Annotated in this window: 16 protein-coding genes and 1 pseudogene; 12 read left to right on the forward strand and 5 right to left on the reverse strand. The window is 70.5% G+C overall.

Features of this window, described 5'->3' with window-relative positions:
* Positions 1 to 103: 103 nt before the first annotated feature.
* Both ACWD4J_RS43550 and ACWD4J_RS43555 read right to left on the reverse strand, forming a co-directional pair.
* Positions 104 to 295, reverse strand: coding sequence for a hypothetical protein (locus ACWD4J_RS43550; protein ID WP_451401102.1), 192 nt, complete (start codon positions 293 to 295; stop codon positions 104 to 106).
* Between the two features lie 153 nt (positions 296 to 448).
* Positions 449 to 1,447, reverse strand: a complete 999-nt coding sequence (locus tag ACWD4J_RS43555) for a helix-turn-helix transcriptional regulator (RefSeq protein WP_451401103.1) — start codon at positions 1,445 to 1,447, stop codon at positions 449 to 451.
* A 161-nt stretch (positions 1,448 to 1,608) separates the two neighbouring features.
* On the opposite strand from ACWD4J_RS43555, the gene ACWD4J_RS43560 reads away from it, so the two are divergent.
* From ACWD4J_RS43560 to ACWD4J_RS43570, 3 genes and pseudogenes are all read left to right on the forward strand, one after another.
* Entirely contained in the window at positions 1,609 to 2,031 is a 423-nt protein-coding gene (locus ACWD4J_RS43560; protein WP_451401104.1) for a VOC family protein, read from the forward strand.
* 145 nt (positions 2,032 to 2,176) lie between these two features.
* Complete coding sequence (locus tag ACWD4J_RS43565) at positions 2,177 to 2,332, forward strand: hypothetical protein (protein ID WP_451401105.1); 156 nt, start codon at positions 2,177 to 2,179, stop codon at positions 2,330 to 2,332.
* Positions 2,298 to 2,849 (forward strand): annotated as a pseudogene (locus ACWD4J_RS43570) (DNA glycosylase AlkZ-like family protein); the annotation flags it as partial. The gene ACWD4J_RS43565 and the pseudogene ACWD4J_RS43570, both read left to right, overlap by 35 nt.
* A 101-nt stretch (positions 2,850 to 2,950) precedes the next feature.
* Here ACWD4J_RS43570 and ACWD4J_RS43575 read toward each other — a convergent pair.
* Positions 2,951 to 3,811, reverse strand: coding sequence for a helix-turn-helix domain-containing protein (locus ACWD4J_RS43575; protein ID WP_451401106.1), 861 nt, complete (start codon positions 3,809 to 3,811; stop codon positions 2,951 to 2,953).
* A gap of 184 nt (positions 3,812 to 3,995) precedes the next feature.
* Between ACWD4J_RS43575 and ACWD4J_RS43580 the strand changes: the two genes are divergently transcribed.
* The 9 genes from ACWD4J_RS43580 to ACWD4J_RS43620 all read left to right on the forward strand — a co-directional run bounded on the left by ACWD4J_RS43580 (position 3,996) and on the right by ACWD4J_RS43620 (position 12,581).
* Positions 3,996 to 4,898, forward strand: a complete 903-nt coding sequence (locus tag ACWD4J_RS43580) for an oxidoreductase (protein ID WP_451401107.1) — start codon at positions 3,996 to 3,998, stop codon at positions 4,896 to 4,898.
* Complete coding sequence (locus ACWD4J_RS43585; RefSeq protein ID WP_451401108.1) at positions 4,895 to 5,617, forward strand: SDR family NAD(P)-dependent oxidoreductase; 723 nt, start codon at positions 4,895 to 4,897, stop codon at positions 5,615 to 5,617. Before ACWD4J_RS43580 ends, ACWD4J_RS43585 begins: the two co-directional genes overlap by 4 nt.
* Positions 5,618 to 5,784: 167 nt before the next feature.
* Entirely contained in the window at positions 5,785 to 6,723 is a 939-nt protein-coding gene (locus ACWD4J_RS43590) for a LysR family transcriptional regulator (RefSeq protein WP_451401109.1), read from the forward strand.
* Between the two features lie 171 nt (positions 6,724 to 6,894).
* Complete coding sequence (locus ACWD4J_RS43595; protein WP_451401110.1) at positions 6,895 to 7,377, forward strand: RNA polymerase sigma factor; 483 nt, start codon at positions 6,895 to 6,897, stop codon at positions 7,375 to 7,377.
* Between the two features lie 628 nt (positions 7,378 to 8,005).
* Entirely contained in the window at positions 8,006 to 9,016 is a 1,011-nt protein-coding gene (locus ACWD4J_RS43600) for a TIGR03619 family F420-dependent LLM class oxidoreductase (RefSeq protein ID WP_451401111.1), read from the forward strand.
* Complete coding sequence (locus ACWD4J_RS43605) at positions 9,013 to 9,462, forward strand: nuclear transport factor 2 family protein (RefSeq protein ID WP_451401112.1); 450 nt, start codon at positions 9,013 to 9,015, stop codon at positions 9,460 to 9,462. Before ACWD4J_RS43600 ends, ACWD4J_RS43605 begins: the two co-directional genes overlap by 4 nt.
* A 48-nt stretch (positions 9,463 to 9,510) precedes the next feature.
* Positions 9,511 to 10,284, forward strand: a complete 774-nt coding sequence (locus tag ACWD4J_RS43610) for an SDR family NAD(P)-dependent oxidoreductase (protein ID WP_451401113.1) — start codon at positions 9,511 to 9,513, stop codon at positions 10,282 to 10,284.
* A 276-nt stretch (positions 10,285 to 10,560) separates the two neighbouring features.
* Complete coding sequence (locus ACWD4J_RS43615; protein ID WP_451401114.1) at positions 10,561 to 11,469, forward strand: alpha/beta fold hydrolase; 909 nt, start codon at positions 10,561 to 10,563, stop codon at positions 11,467 to 11,469.
* Between the two features lie 65 nt (positions 11,470 to 11,534).
* Entirely contained in the window at positions 11,535 to 12,581 is a 1,047-nt protein-coding gene (locus ACWD4J_RS43620; RefSeq protein ID WP_451401115.1) for a phosphotransferase, read from the forward strand.
* Positions 12,582 to 13,127: 546 nt separating this feature from the next.
* Here ACWD4J_RS43620 and ACWD4J_RS43625 read toward each other — a convergent pair.
* Together ACWD4J_RS43625 and ACWD4J_RS43630 are read right to left on the reverse strand one after the other, a co-directional pair.
* Positions 13,128 to 14,108, reverse strand: coding sequence for an ABC transporter ATP-binding protein (locus ACWD4J_RS43625; protein WP_451401116.1), 981 nt, complete (start codon positions 14,106 to 14,108; stop codon positions 13,128 to 13,130).
* A partial coding sequence (locus ACWD4J_RS43630) for an oligopeptide/dipeptide ABC transporter ATP-binding protein (protein ID WP_451401117.1) occupies positions 14,098 to 14,599 on the reverse strand: 502 nt, incomplete at its 5' end. The genes ACWD4J_RS43630 and ACWD4J_RS43625, both read right to left, overlap by 11 nt.

Consider the following 14,599-nt stretch of genomic DNA (forward strand, 5'->3'; position numbering starts at 1 on the left):
GGCGGCCTGATGCTGCCCGAACCATGCGATGACCGCGCCCAGCAGGTTGCCCACGAGCGTGACCGCGACGAGCGCGGCCGCGGCGATCGGTCCACCCACGCGGTCACTCCCAGGCCAGGACCGGGGCGAGGGACGGGGTCCGGTCGTCGGCCGAGGAAGACATGGAGATCTCCAAGTAGTCGATGCTGTTCGCCGGTTGGCGGGCACACCGGCCGGGCACATACCGGCACTGGGTTTCGATGACGTGCCGGGGGACGCCGAGTCGCTGCAGGTTGCGGACGTGTCCACGCCGCATGCTGTACCAGCTGTAGCGGCGCAGCGCCCGCCGCACCAGGCGCCGTTGGCGGCGTCGGTCGGCGGCGACGGCCTCCCGGTCCGCGTCGGCGGCGAGCGCGGCGAGGTCGGCCGCCTCGGTGGCGGTGGACAGAGCCGTCGTTCGGTTTCGTTCTCACGGCGTCGGGCCGGTCTCTGGTCCTGTGGTGCGTGCGGCGCGGGCGTAGCGGGCGGCGAGGCCCGCGAATGCGGTGGCCAGTTGGGGTGGGCCGATGACTTCGATATCGGTTTCGAAGCGGCCGACGGCTGCGGCGAGTCCGGTCCATGACCAGGAGCCGAGGGCAAGCCGGCAGTGGTGGGGGCCGAGTTCTTCGACGATTCCGTCCTGGGCGAAGGGGGCGACGTCGGCGGCCGGGAGGTGGAGGACGACTTCGCCCAGGCAGGGCCAGTCGGTGGCAGAGCCGTCGTTGCCGCGGAATCGGCTGGTGATGTAGGCGGATACGTTGCCGCCGGGGAGCTCGCGAGGGGTGAAGCGGGGGCCGGTGGGTGTGCGGGGGTGGATGCGATCGACGCGGAAGGTGCGCCAGTCCTCGCGGTCGCAGTCCCAGGCCACGAGGTACCAGTGATGACGCCAGGTGACCAGGTGGTGGGGTTGTACTCGGCGGCGGTTTTCGGCCGAGGTGCTGGGGGCCGGGGTGTAGTCGAGGCGCAGTTCCTCGCGGGCGTGGATGGCGCGGCTCAGATCCACCAGAACCTGAGCGTCGGCCCGAGGGGCGTCGCGGGCCGCAGGCGGTTGGACGGCGGTGACACTCAGCTGGCCGATGCGGTGGCGAAGGCGGGGTGGCATGACCTGGCGGAGAGTGGCCAGGGCGCGGGTGGCGTCTTCGGCGACGGTGGTGCCGGGGGCCGCGGTCTGCAGCGCGAGGGCCAGGGCGACGGCCTGGTCGTCGTCGAACAGCATGGGGGGCAGGTGAGTGCCGGCCTCCAGGCGGTAGCCGCCGGCCGGTCCTTTGAAGGCCGTGATCCGGTAGCCGAGTTCGCGCAGGCGGTCGATGTCACGGCGCACGGTGCGCGAGGTGATGTCGAGACGCTCGGCGAGATCCTCGCCGGACCAGTCACGGTGCGTTTGAAGCAGCGAGAGCAGTGCGAGCAGCCGCGAGGACGTCTTATGCATGAGACCCATTCTCACCGTGGTACAGGACACAACCTGTCCTCTACCTCCGCCATAGTGGCAATACCAGCCGTTCAGGAGGCATCGCTCCTGGTCACGGCAGCCGCCGCTCGGCCTTGGGCAGTCGGCGGCCGTATTCGCCACATCGAAGCAAGGAGCAGGTCATGTCCGTCACGACCACCACTCACCTGAACTTCCGGGGCACTGCGCGGGAGGCGCTGGACTTCTACCGGTCCGTCTTCGGCGGACGTACCGTCGCGGTCACCTACAAGGACGCGGGCGCCGTGCAGAACGAGAGCGAGGCGGACTGGGTGATGTGGGGTGAGGTGGCAGGCGACAACGGCTTCCACGTCATGGCCTATGACGTGCCCTCGCATCTGCCCTGGAGCCGTGGCGAGAACCCGTTCTTCGTCTCCGTACGCGGTGACGATGCCGAGGAGATCAGCGCCCTGTGGGGCAAGCTCGCCGAGGGCTCGGCCGTCGTGCGTCCGCTGGAGCCCGCGCAGTGGGCTCCGCTGTACGGCATGCTCACCGACCGTTTCGGCGTCACCTGGGTCCTGGACGTCACCGCCCCGTACAACGGCTGAACCGGCCGGCCCGACATCTGACATGCCCGCACCGTCCGGGCAGGCACAGCCACTCTTGCGGCCCGGACCGGCGCGGGCACCCGGGCGGGGCCCAGACGGCGCGGGCACCGAACACGCGTACAGCAGTGGAAGGAAACCAGTCACCGTGCGGATGCGGAAGCTGGAACGGACCGGCATCGAAGTCAGCGCCTACTGCCCGGGCACCATGATGTTCGGCAAGATGGGCAACCCGGAGCACGACGACTGCGTGGGCATGATCCACCGTCTGGCTGGAACGGGACATCGTCCCCCTGCCCGCTGATGACCACGATCCCGTCGGGCAGTAGTTGCTACGCCGTTACCTCGCCGCCTACGGGCCCGCCGCCAGCTCGGATCTGCGTGCCTGGTGCGGCCTCGCCGGTCTTCCCGCCGCGGTCAAAGCCCTCCGGGAAGAACTCGTCGTCTTCCGCGACGAACGCGGCCGTGAACTGCTCGATCTGCCCGACGCGCCCCGCCCCCACCCCGACACCCCGGCCCCCGTCCGGTTCCTACCGGCCTTCACCAACGCCATCCTCGGCTACCACGACCGCAGCCGCATCATCGACACCCCTCACCTCGGCCTGTCCGTCGCGGGCCACCTCACGGTCCTTGTCGACGGCCGCGTCACCGCCACCTGGACCGTGCGCGACCACCGACTCCACATCAGTCCCCTCCGGCTCCTGACCGCCCTGGAGCAAGAAGCCGTCCATACCGAGGCCCTGGACCTGACCGCCTTCCTGGACGAAGGCATCGAGCACATCCAACTCGACACCGGCACCGGCACCGGCACCGGCACCTGACGATCACGCGCTTCAAGTCCCGGCCTGACAGGAGCCTTTCGCGAAATGTGAACGGTCGGCGCCTCCGGGAGCCGGTCCGGGGCCTACGGCCGGTCCGGGACCTACGGCTGGTCTGCGACCTCCGCCCGCGCGGATTCCGCCTCCGCGAGGGCCCGCAGGACCGTGTCGTCCTTGCTGCCGGGGCGCGGGAAGTACACGTACAGCACGTGCCCTTCGGGGCCGGCGAGCGCGAAGGTCTCGAAGTCGAGGGAGAGGACCCCCACACCGTCGACCGCGAGGCGCTTCTCGCCCGTCACACGTTCGTAGACGTCGTGGGAGTCCCACAAAGTACGGAACGTCTCGCTGCGCTCGCGCAGGTCCGCCACGAACGCGTCGAGTTGGGCGGGCCGGGCCGCCGCGGTGGTCCGCAGACCCGCGACGGCCTGAAGGCCGATCTCCTCCCAGTCCGGGTACACCTGCCGGGCGCGCGGGTCGAGGAAGGCGAACTCGACCAGGTTGCGCCCCGGGCTCCACGCCGGATTGACGCGGGCCGCGAGGGCGGTGGCGGCCAGGACGTCGCGGCGCGGACCCACGACGAAGGCGGGGAGGTCGGCCCAGCGCTCCAGCAGCACCAGCACCCCCGGCCGCACGGTGTCGACCGGGATGGTGGCGCCGCCGTCCGCAGGAGGGAGGGACGGCGCGACCAGGGACCAGAGATAGGTGCGCTCGGTGTCGTCCAGGCGCAGCACGCGGGCCAGGGCCTGAAGGATCTCGCGGGAGGGATGCCGGTCGCGACCCTGCTCGATGCGGGTGTAGTAGGAAGGGCTGACACCGGCGAGCAACGCCAGCTCCTCGCGGCGCAGGCCCTTGACCCGCCGCCGCGTGTTGTCGACGACACCGGCCGAAGCCGCGTCGATCCGTTCCCGTCGGCTGCGCAGGAAGGAGCCGATCGGGTTGTCGTCCTGATGGTCGTCACGAGCCATCCAGCCGACTTTACCCGCCACGAAAAGCCGTGCGGCGTCCGGCGGTGCCGGACGGCGCCAGGCGGCGTCGGGCGGCGCCGTCCCGCCGCGTGCCGCCCAGATGCGACGGCGCCGAAACTGACCCTCCCAGGGCCACCCTCGAAGGGGTGTGGCACCGATGCCCGCCCCTTGTTGCACTGGATGCATGACCAATCAAGCCACCGCACCGGCCCACGAGTTCGCCCCCGCCACCGACACTCCCGAGGGGACGCCGGTGTGGCTGATCACCGGAAGTTCCAGCGGCCTGGGGCGCGCCCTGGCCGAGCACGCCCTCAGGCGCGGCGACCGGGTCGCCGTCACCGCCCGCGATGCGGCGAGCGTCGCCGACCTCGCCGCCGCCTACGGCGACCGCGCCCTCGCGCTGCGGCTGGACGTCACCGACCCGGCCTCGGTGACCGCGGCCGTCGAGGCGACCGAGAAGGAGTTCGGGCGCATCGACGTCCTGGTCAACAACGCCGGTTACGGCTACCTCGCCGCCATCGAGGAGGGTGAGGACGCGGCAGTACGTGACCTGTACGACACCAACGTGCACGGCGTGGTCACCGTCCTGAAGGCGGTGCTGCCCGGCATGCGGGCCCGGCGGTCGGGACGGATCGTGAACGTCTCCTCCTTCGGCGGCCTCGCCGCCTTCGCCGCGACCGGCTACTACCACGCCACCAAGTTCGCCCTCGAAGGACTGTCCGAGTCACTGGCCGCGGAAGTCGCCCCGCTCGGCATCACGGTCACCATCGTCGAGCCCGGCGGCCTGCGCACCCAGTGGGCGGGAACCTCGATGCAGCAGTCCCCCACCCGCCTTGAGGACTACGAACAGACCGCGGGCAAGCGCCGGGCCTCCACCCTGACCGTCTCCGGCCACCAGCCCGGCGACCCCGTCCGCGCCGCCGCCGCGATCGCCACCACCGTGGACGCCGAGACACCTCCGCTGCGACTCCTGCTCGGCTCGGACGCCCTCGCCGGCGCCCGCGCCCGCCTGGAGCGGCTGCGGAGCGAGATCGACGCCAACGAGTCACTGACCAAGAGCACCGACCTGGAGCAGAAGACCTCATGATTCGGAACGAGAGCAACAGCGGGAGCACCTATGCGCCCGCTGGGGCGTTCGTAGTGATCGGTGCCGGGCCCGGACTGGGCGCCGCGGCGGCGCGCCGCTTCGGCCGCGAAGGGCATCCGGTCGGGCTGATCGCCCGTGACGCCCGGCGCCTGGAGCGGATCGCCACCGACCTCGCCACCGACCTCACCGCCGCAGGCCCCACGGCCGCCGGACGACCGCTCGTGGCCACCGCGACCGCCGACGTGACCGACACGAAGGAACTCGCCGCCGCGCTCACCACGGTGCGCAGCCGACTCGGCCCCATCGAGGTGGTGCTGTTCAGCCCACGGCCGAGCCTGGAATGGATCAAACCGGTCCTGGACACCGAGCCGACGGACGTGGCCGACGCGCTGGCCCTCAGCGTCGTCGCCGCGACGGCGGCGGTGGGCGAGGTCGCGCCGGACATGCGCCGCCTCGGCCACGGCACCCTGCTGTTCACCACCGGCGGGGCTGCCGTCGAACCCCACCGCGACCGCGCCGTGTCCGCCATCGCCTACGCCGCCGAGTCCGCCTACGTCCGCATGCTCCACGAGGCCCTCGCCGACGACGGCGTGCACTCCGCACAGCTCACCGTCGTCGGGCCCGTCGGCCCCGGTGCCCGCCACGAACCCGACGCCGTGGCCGACGAGCTGTGGCGGCTGCACACCCGGCGCGACCAGCCTCTGGTCGTCCTGCGCTGACCGGGAGCGCACCGCGAGGCACAGCCGCACCATCCCAGTCAGACGATCCGACGATCTTCCGGTGTGATCCATCCGACCTTCAGCCGCAGGGCGGCACCAGGACGGCACGTGGCTGGAACAATGCCGTTCGGCTAAAGCAGCGTTCAGCGTGACTAAGGGGTGTGGGCGTGGAGCGTGGGGAGATAGAGGCGTTTTTGACGCTGGCCGAGGAGTTGCACTTCGGGCGGACGGCCGAGCGGCTGGGGCTGTCGCCCGGCCGGATGTCCCAGATCATCCAGGGGCTGGAACGGCGCGCCGGGATCGCGCTCTTCGAACGCACCAGCCGTCGGGTGGAACTGACCGGCGCCGGGCGCGACCTGCGGGACGAGGTGGCCCGGGGGCACCGGATCATCGAGGACGCCTGGGCCCGGACGGTGGCGGCCGGGCGCGGCATCAGCGGGTCGCTACGGCTCGGTTACCTGGGCGCGGGGGCGGCCGAGGCGCTGGTACGGGTGATGAAGGAATTCCAGCGCCGGCACCCGGAGTGCGAGTTGGAACTCGCCGACGAGGCGGAGATCCACGACCATCTGGCGCCGCTGCGGTCGGGACACCTGGACCTGCTGGCGACGCGTTTCCCGGTGCGGGAGCCGGACCTGACGCAGGGTCCGGTGCTGTTCCGTACACCCCTGTTCCTGGCGGTGCCGGCGGGGCACCGGCTGGCCGACCGGTCCGAGGTGGAGCTGGAGGACCTCGGGGACGTGCCCGTGCTGGCGGGCACGACGGCGGGCGATCTGTGGGACGAACGGGTGCCGCCGCAGACGCCGTCCGGCCGCCCGATCCGCAAGCTGCGGATGGCCCGGACCTTCCAGATCCTGGTCACGCTGGTGGGCGCGGGCCAGGGCGTGAGCCCGGTGGTGCAGGGCGCACAGCGGTTCTACCCGCGGCCGGACGTGGTGTACCGGCCGCTGCGGGTCCCCCCGGAGGACTGGGGTCTGGTGTGGCGCACGGGCGAGGAGAACGCGCGAGTGCGGGCGTTCGTGGAGGTGGCGCGGGCTGTGGTGGCGCAGAGCGGCGGCCCGAAGTCCATGGCGGCCTGGGTGGCGGGGGACGCGTCCTCGCGGCACTGAGGCGATCGCTGCGCACCATGGACCGGTTCCCGTCTTCGTCCTCGTAGGACCGACCGGGGCGCGCACCGGGAACGCCCTCCGTGCGGACCGGCTCCTACTCTTCAGCCGGGCTCAACTCCCCATGAACCGATCGTCATTGTTCCGCGGAGGCGGTGTTCGCATGCTTGATGCATGCCCACGCTGACCAGCTCGATCGAGCCTGCCGCCACCGCCGCCGCTGCCACCACCGCCGTCCCCTCGTCCGCCTCCGCGCCCGTCTCCGCCTCCGACGACGCCGTCCGCTTCGAGCGGGACGCCCTCCCGCACCTCGACCGCCTCTTCAGCGCGGCCCTGCGGATGACCGGAGACCGCGGCGCCGCCGAGGAACTGGTCCAGGACACCTTCGCCCGCGCCTTCCGACGTTTCCATGACTACACCGGCACTGTCGACGGAGTCGGCACGCCCGACATCCGTGCCTGGCTGTACCCCGTCTTCACCGACATCTCGCTGGACGGCAGCGGGAGGCATCGCGTGCCGAGCACCGAGGAGCCGAACGCCATCGCGCTGAACGACCGCCAGGGACGGCACCGCGCACCGGCCACCGAGGAGCCGGCCGCTGCCGCGCTGCGCCGGGCGATGTCCGAGCTGCGGCCCGAGGCGCGGCTCACCCTCTGACTGGCCGCGGCCGAGAATTTCAGCCACAGCGAGATCGCCGAGATCACCGGCGTGCCGATGGACACCGTGAACTCCCCGTATGCACGAGGCCGTTCAGCGGCTTCACGCCCTGCTCCTCCCGGGGCCCCCAGGAGGACCAGCTGCCCGCCGAGGCAGCCTGATCCGGCGCGGGCCGGCGCGGGCCGGATCAGGCCAAGGGGACGCCTACGGGCGGCACCCACGATTGCCCCGATGTTTTCGGATACGGAACCGAGGTGAGGGCGCATGAGTCGACCGACAACCCCGAGGTGCGCACCGCGGACCTGCCCGCGGGCACCGCCCGCCCGCCTACCGGCTCTGCCCACATACCGATTGCCACGCACCCCCAGGAGCTGTTCATGCCTCACTTCATCGTCACCTACGTCCATCCGGACCCGGAAGGCTGGGAACGCCATCTCGACGCGCACCTGCGGTGGCTCCTCAGCAGGAAGCCCGCGGTGCAGCCGTGCCGAGTGCAGCCACGGGCCGAGCGGCCGGCACTCCTGCCGACGACTCCGGCGTCATCCGCACCCGCGCACTGGATCCAGCGCCACAAGGCCTCAGCGGTCCATCCACCAGTATTACAGCGTCGCCTGACGAGTTCACATAGTTGCTGAACAGCCAGGTCAGCGTAGCTGCGGGACATTTGGCCGCCTACAGGACCGGTGACCTTCGACAGGTTAATGTATATATTATTTTTATGACGGTGAACAGCTCGGCTCGGCTGGCGCTCACCCTGCCCGTCGCGGGTCAGGTCTATGGCAGTCGGCTCGACTGCATGCTTGACGCCATAAGGCACGCGGAGGACGTAGGCGTGGATACGGTCGTGGCTGCGGACCACGTCGTGATGGGGAACCGGCTCGACCGCTATCCGTGGGGTACGTTCGCCTTTGCCGAGGGCGCGCCTTGGTATGAGCCGCTGACCGTTCTCACGTCCGTCGCGGCGGTCACCAGCCGGCTGCGGCTGGCCACCGGCATCCTGATTGCCGGGTTGCGCCCGCCCGCCCTGCTGGCCAAGACGGCAGCCACTCTCGACGTCCTGTCCCGCGGGCGGCTTGAGCTAGGAGTGGGCACCGGATGGCAGCGCGAAGAATACGACGCGTCGGGGTACCACTTCGGCACGCGGGCGCAGCGTCTCGATGACACGATCGGTGCCTGCCGGGCACTGTGGGCGGGCGGGCCTGCCGACTTCGCATCGGAGACGGTGACCTTCTCCCAGGTCCGGTGCGACCCGCAGCCGGTGCAGGACGGAGGTCCCGGCATCCTGTTCGCGGGTCCGCTGACCAAGCGGAACCTGCGCCGGATCCGCACGCTCGGCAACGGCTGGATCCCGATCATGGGTGAGTCGGGCGACGGCGTTCGCAAGGGCATCGCGTTGCTGCGCGAGCATTTCGCAGGCGCCGGTCGCGACCCTGCGACGCTCCGAGTGCGTGTGCCGCTGCGTACCAGGAAGGACGCTTCCGGCGCCTCGTCGGTGGAGGCGACGTTGGAACAGGCCGCCGAGCTCGCGGAGTACGGCGTGACCGAGGTCAGCGTCGTACTCGCCACTTTCGCCCAGCAACCCGAGGACGTCAGCCCATTCCTCGAACGCCTGGGCAAAACTTGGGGGAAGGCCCGATGAGCGGGATCGCCATCGAGGAACGGCTCGCGGTGCGGGAACTGGTCGACTCCTACGCGGCCGCGGCCGACCGCGGGGACCACGAGATGTTCGGGCGGTTGTGGACGCGCGATGCCGTGCTCCGCGTCAACTGGCCCGGCCGCGATGACGACGTCGTCATCTCCACACCAGAGGCGTTCGCTTCGGTCATCGACCGGCTGCGCACGTACGAGCGGACGATGCACTTCGTGGCCAACCAGCTATGTGCTCCCAGTGAGCCGGGAGAGGTCGTCGCCGATGTGTACTGCGAAGCTCATCACCTCAGCGTGACGCCCGATCGGATCAACGACTGGGTGCTCCACATCAGGTATGCCGACCGGTACCGACGCTGCGGCGATGGATGGCGCTTCGTCTACCGGAGGGTGAACGTGTTGTGGACGGAGAATCGCGCGGTCCGGTCGGCGCCGTAGCTGGGTGCGCGGACGTGCGGACATCTTTCGAAGAGATCGGGAGGCGACGTGCGGAACGAGTTCGCCGGCAAGTCAGCTCTGGTTACCGGCGGGGCAGGCGGTTTTGGGCGTGGGTGCGCACTGGAGCTGGCTCGTGGCGGCGCCGCGGTGACGCTGATGGGTCGCACCTCGGCGTCCCTGGAACGCTCGCGTGAGCGGATCCTTGACGCCGTTCCCGATGCGTCGATCGAGCTCTACACGGGAGACGCGACGAAGGCCTCCGACGTCGAGGCGGCACTCGATGCCGCTACAGCCCACGCCGGGGCCATCGACGTGGTGATCGGAACCGTCGGCGGTGGCTCGTACGTCAGCGTCCTCGAACTCGACCTTGCCGACTTCATGAACGACCTGCTCGTCAACGTCGGCACGGCGGTGCTCGCGGTCCGCCTTGCGGCTCCGAGGATGGCCCCGGGCGGCAGCTTCGTGTTCATCTCATCGACCGCGGCGCAGCTGAGCTTCCCGCGGCTGTCCGCCTACTGCGCCGGCAAGGCCGCACTTGATCATTTCGTCCGGGTGGCAGCCGACGAGTTGGGGCCTCGGGGTATCCGCGTGAACGCCGTGCGGCCTGGTCTGACGGCCACGGACGGGCTCCAGGCCGCGCTCAGCCGGCCCGGATATGTCGACGGGTTCACACCGCTGATTCCCCTGGGCAGGATCGGACAGCCCGAGGACATCGTCCGTACGGTGGCCTTCCTGGCCGGGCCGTCGGCCGCTTGGATCACCGGGCAGAGCATCGCGGTCGACGGCGGAAACGAGCTGCGCGGTGCGCCGCATCCGGCCTGACAGGACAGCGGGCCGAGCAGGTCCCCTGCGTCGGGCCGGCGCATGTCATGTGATGGCGACCGGGTTGACGGGGGTGTCGCTGCCGTCCACGAAGGGCTCCGGCGAGAACCCGGTGTACCCGCGTCCAACGGGCCGCCGCTCGTGTCCGCGGTCTGCCTGGCCTCACAGCCAGGTGCGTCAGCGGCACCCGCCCCCAGGGCCCTCCAGTGAGGTCATGCCCGAGGCGAGGTTTCGGATCCGCCGAAGCACCGCGTCGAAGGCACAAGGAGACGATCAATGAGAAGGTCAGAAACGACGACGCTGAAAATCCAGAGCGAGGACAGGGTCACGCTGGTCGCCGATGCGTACGGCAGCCAGAGCGATCCGCCGGTCGTCCTGTTGCACGGAGGCGGCCAGACCCGCCACTCCTGGCGCTCGACCGCACGTGACCTCGCCGACTCGGGATGGTATTCACTCGCCGTGGACCTACGCGGCCACGGCGAAAGCGGGTGGTCACCGGATGGGCGATACGGGCTGGACAAGTTCGCCGGCGACGTTTCCCGGGTCGCCGAGTTCCTTGGCCAGGCCCCCGTCCTCGTCGGCGCCTCCCTCGGTGGCAACTGCTCACTGGCGGCGCTCGGACACCAGCCGGAGCTCGCCCTCGCCCTGGTCCTCGTGGATGTGTCACCATTTCTCCAGCCCAAGGGAACCGGTCGTATCAGCCGGTTCATGAGGAGCGGGTCGGACGGATTTGCCTCCCTGGAGGAGGCCGCCGACGCGGTGGCGGCATACCTCCCGCACCGGCCACGGCCTCGGAGCGTCGAGGGGCTGCGCAAGAACCTCCGCGAAGCGAACGGCCGATTCTTCTGGCACTGGGATCCAGCCTTCCTTGGCATCCCCTCCGACCAGGCCGTCCAGCGCGACACGCTGATCGACCCCGCACGACTCGGCGCGGCGGCGATGTCCCTGCGCGTGCCGACGCTCCTGGTGCGCGGCGGCGAGTCCGATGTGCTCACCATGACCGACGCCAAGCGATTCCTCGAACTCGTCCCCCACGCGGAGTTCTCCGACGTCAAGGGGGCCCACCATATGGTCGCCGGAGACGACAACGCCGTATTCGGCCACGTCCTCGGCGAGTTCCTCGAACGCCGCGTCAGATCCCGCCTGCACCTGTTCGAGCAAGCTGCCCAGGAGGGCGACGAGTGAACGCCCTGCACGTCCCCGCGGGCCTCAAGTCCGCTCCACCCGACCGAGGATACGAAGGAGAGCTCATGCGGTGGCGCCCCGTACCCCTGAACGTCGAGGAACTACTCAGCCCCGAGTGGCTCACCGGCTCACTGGCCAAGCGGTTCCCTGGCACCGAGGTGGCAAGAGTCGAAGCCGGTCCGGTGACGAGCCGCGTGACGACGAACGTCCGCTTCACCATCGAGTGCGCCGGCGACCGCCCCGGCGGGCTCCCCACAGCACTCTGCGCCAAGGGCTACTTCTCCGAGGAGGCCCTGCCCCTGGCCACCCTCGGCGCGACCGAGGCCGCCTTCTACCGGGACCTTGCCGCGGCGACGGGAGTACGGACGCTCGCCCCGGTCTATGCGGAGGTCGACGCGCAGACTGGGCGCCCCATCCTGATCACTGAGGATGTGATCGACGCCGGCCACCGCTTCATCGACGCCACCTGCCCGTACACGCCCGGCCAGGCTGCCCAGAGCCTGGCCGAACTCGCCCGGCTGCACGCCTTCGCCTGGGAGAGGCCCGAGTACATCGAGTTGCCCTGGCTGCAGCCGCAGCTGCCGCGCTACCTCGACTACCGCAGTGAGCAGGACATCCGCGACAACTTCGAAAGCCCACTCGGCGCGCGGGTACCGGCCGAGGTCGCCGATCCGGCCCGGCTGATCGCAGCGTTCCACGTGCTCGCCGCCCGCGCCGCCGGCCCGGCGCGGACCGTCATCCACGGCGATCCCCACATCGGCAACCTCATCATCGACGGTGCCGGCCGACCGTCGCTCGTCGACTGGCAGTGCACGCAGGCAGGCGACTGGGCGCTCGACGTCGGCTACCACATCGCGTCCACGCTCGCCGTCGACGACCGCGAGCAGCACGGGGACGACCTGCTCGCGCACTACCTCGACGAGCTGCGGGCTCACGGGATCGACGCACCCGGCCTGGACACCGCCCGCCGGGAGATCCGCAGGGGCATGGTCTACGGTTTCTTCATGTGGTCGATCACTCTTCGGGTCGACCCATCCTTGATCGAAATCCTGCTTCATCGTCTCGGCACGGCCGTCGCGGCGACCGACGGATTCGCGGCCCTCGGAGTATGAGCGCTGAACCGCGCCTGTACTGTGCCGGGTGCACAATTCCCGCAGCCGGGCGAAGAATGCAGGCTGGGTGGAGTGAAGCGGACAGGCTCCGAGGACGCCCGCGCGGGCATCCCGGCAGCAGGGGCAAGGACGGCTGGTCATTGGGTCATCACCCCGGTCGGCGAAGAGCTTCACGATGGCCAGGGTGTCGATGTAAGGGCAGTTGAGGGTGCGCACGGTGGGCCGGGGGGCGCCCGCGGGCTGGATGCCTGGGCGTTCACGCCGATGTTCAGCCCCCTCGGGGAGTGCAGCCACCAGCTCCGTGCCGTCGGCCGCGGCGGCAGGCGTATCGGCCAAAACCACAGCGAACAGCTCACCGAACCAGAGCACCACGTCGTCGGAGAGCAGCTTCAGCTCCGGCAAAGGTACCGAGGGTGCCGCCCGGGCCGGGCAGCCCGGCGCCCGGCCCGGGCGGCCTGCGGATCAACGGGATCGGCCGCACAGATCTGTCCTGGTCGGCGGCGGTGAGCACTCAGAGCAAGCGCGGTCAGCGCAGGAGTGCCATTCTCAGCCGAGCGGGAAGTGGCATGCCGCGTACTGCCCGGGGCGGACCTCGCGGATCTGTGGTTCTTCGGCGGCGCAGCGGTCCTGGGCCACGGGACAGCGGGTTCGGAACCGGCAGCCTTCGGGGGGCGACAGGGGTGAGGGCACGTCGCCTTCGAGGGCGGGGCCGGCGAAGCCCTTGTCGGGGTCGGTCAGCGGAACCGAGTCGAGCAGGGCCCGGGTGTAGGGGTGGGCGGGGACGTCGTAGATCTGGACCGAGTCGCCGAACTCGCAGACCTTGCCCAGGTACATGACCATGACGGTGTCGCTGACACTACGCACGACCCCGAGGTCGTGGGCGATGAACACGACGGTCAGGTCGTACTGCGCCTTGAGATCCTCGATCAGGTTGAGGATCTGTGCCTGGACCGAGACGTCAAGAGCGGATACCGGTTCGTCGCAGATCAGCAGACGGGGACTGACGGCAAGCGCGCGGGCGATCGCGACGCGCTGGGCCTGGCCTCCGGAGAGCTGCCGGGGCAGCTTTTCGGCGAACTGCTCGCCGGACAGCCCCACTTGGGCCAGGGCCGCAGTCGAGGCGGCGGCCCGCTCGTCCGCCGGGGCTCCGGCGACGGCCAGGCCCTCGACGACGATGTCCTTCACCGGGCGGCGCGGGTTCAGTGACGCCACAGGGTCCTGGAAGATCATCTGCATGTCACGCCTAAGCGTGCGCATGCGTCGCTCGCCGGCTTGCTCGATCCACTCGCCGGCGAAGGAGATCCGCCCGGCGGTCACGCGCTCAAGGCGCAGGACCGCCCGCCCGGTCGTGGACTTGCCGCACCCTGATTCGCCGACGATCCCGAGGGTCTCCCCGGGCAGGACGTCGAAGCTGACCTGGGAGACCGCCTGAACGGTCCCCGCCTTGCCGGGGTACTCGACGACCAGGTCCTGCACGCTGAGCAGCGCATTGTCACCGCGCAGGTGCGCGCTGCCGCTACCAGCCACGGGGACCACCTCCGGCAGGGAGAGTTGATTCTTCGGTCGCCGGGTGGGTGCAGGCCACGAAGTGGTCCGGGCCGACCGGCGTCATCCGCGGGCCGGGGTCGCAGCAGTCGTCGTCGGCGTACGCGCAGCGCGCCGCGAACCGGCATCCCTCCGGCGGAGCCGTGGGGTCCGGCAGCGTGCCCGGGATCAGCCGCAGCGGGGTGTGCCGCTTGTGGTCGATCGTCGGGGTGGCCTCCAGCAGCGCCTGCGTGTACCGGTGTTGGGGTGCGTCGAAGACCTGGCGGGTGGACCCGGCCTCGGCCAGCCGGCCGGCGTAGAGCACCGCGACCCGGTCCGTGCGCCCGGCGACGACGGCCAGATCGTGGCTGATCAGCATCAATGACATACCCCGCTCCTGCTGCACCCGGCGCAGCAGGTCCAGGATCTGGCGTTGGATCGTCACGTCCAGCGCGGTGGTCGGCTCGTCGGCGATCAGCAGGTCGGGCTCGCAC

It is taken from the genome of Streptomyces sp. NPDC002577, from assembly GCF_053594815.1.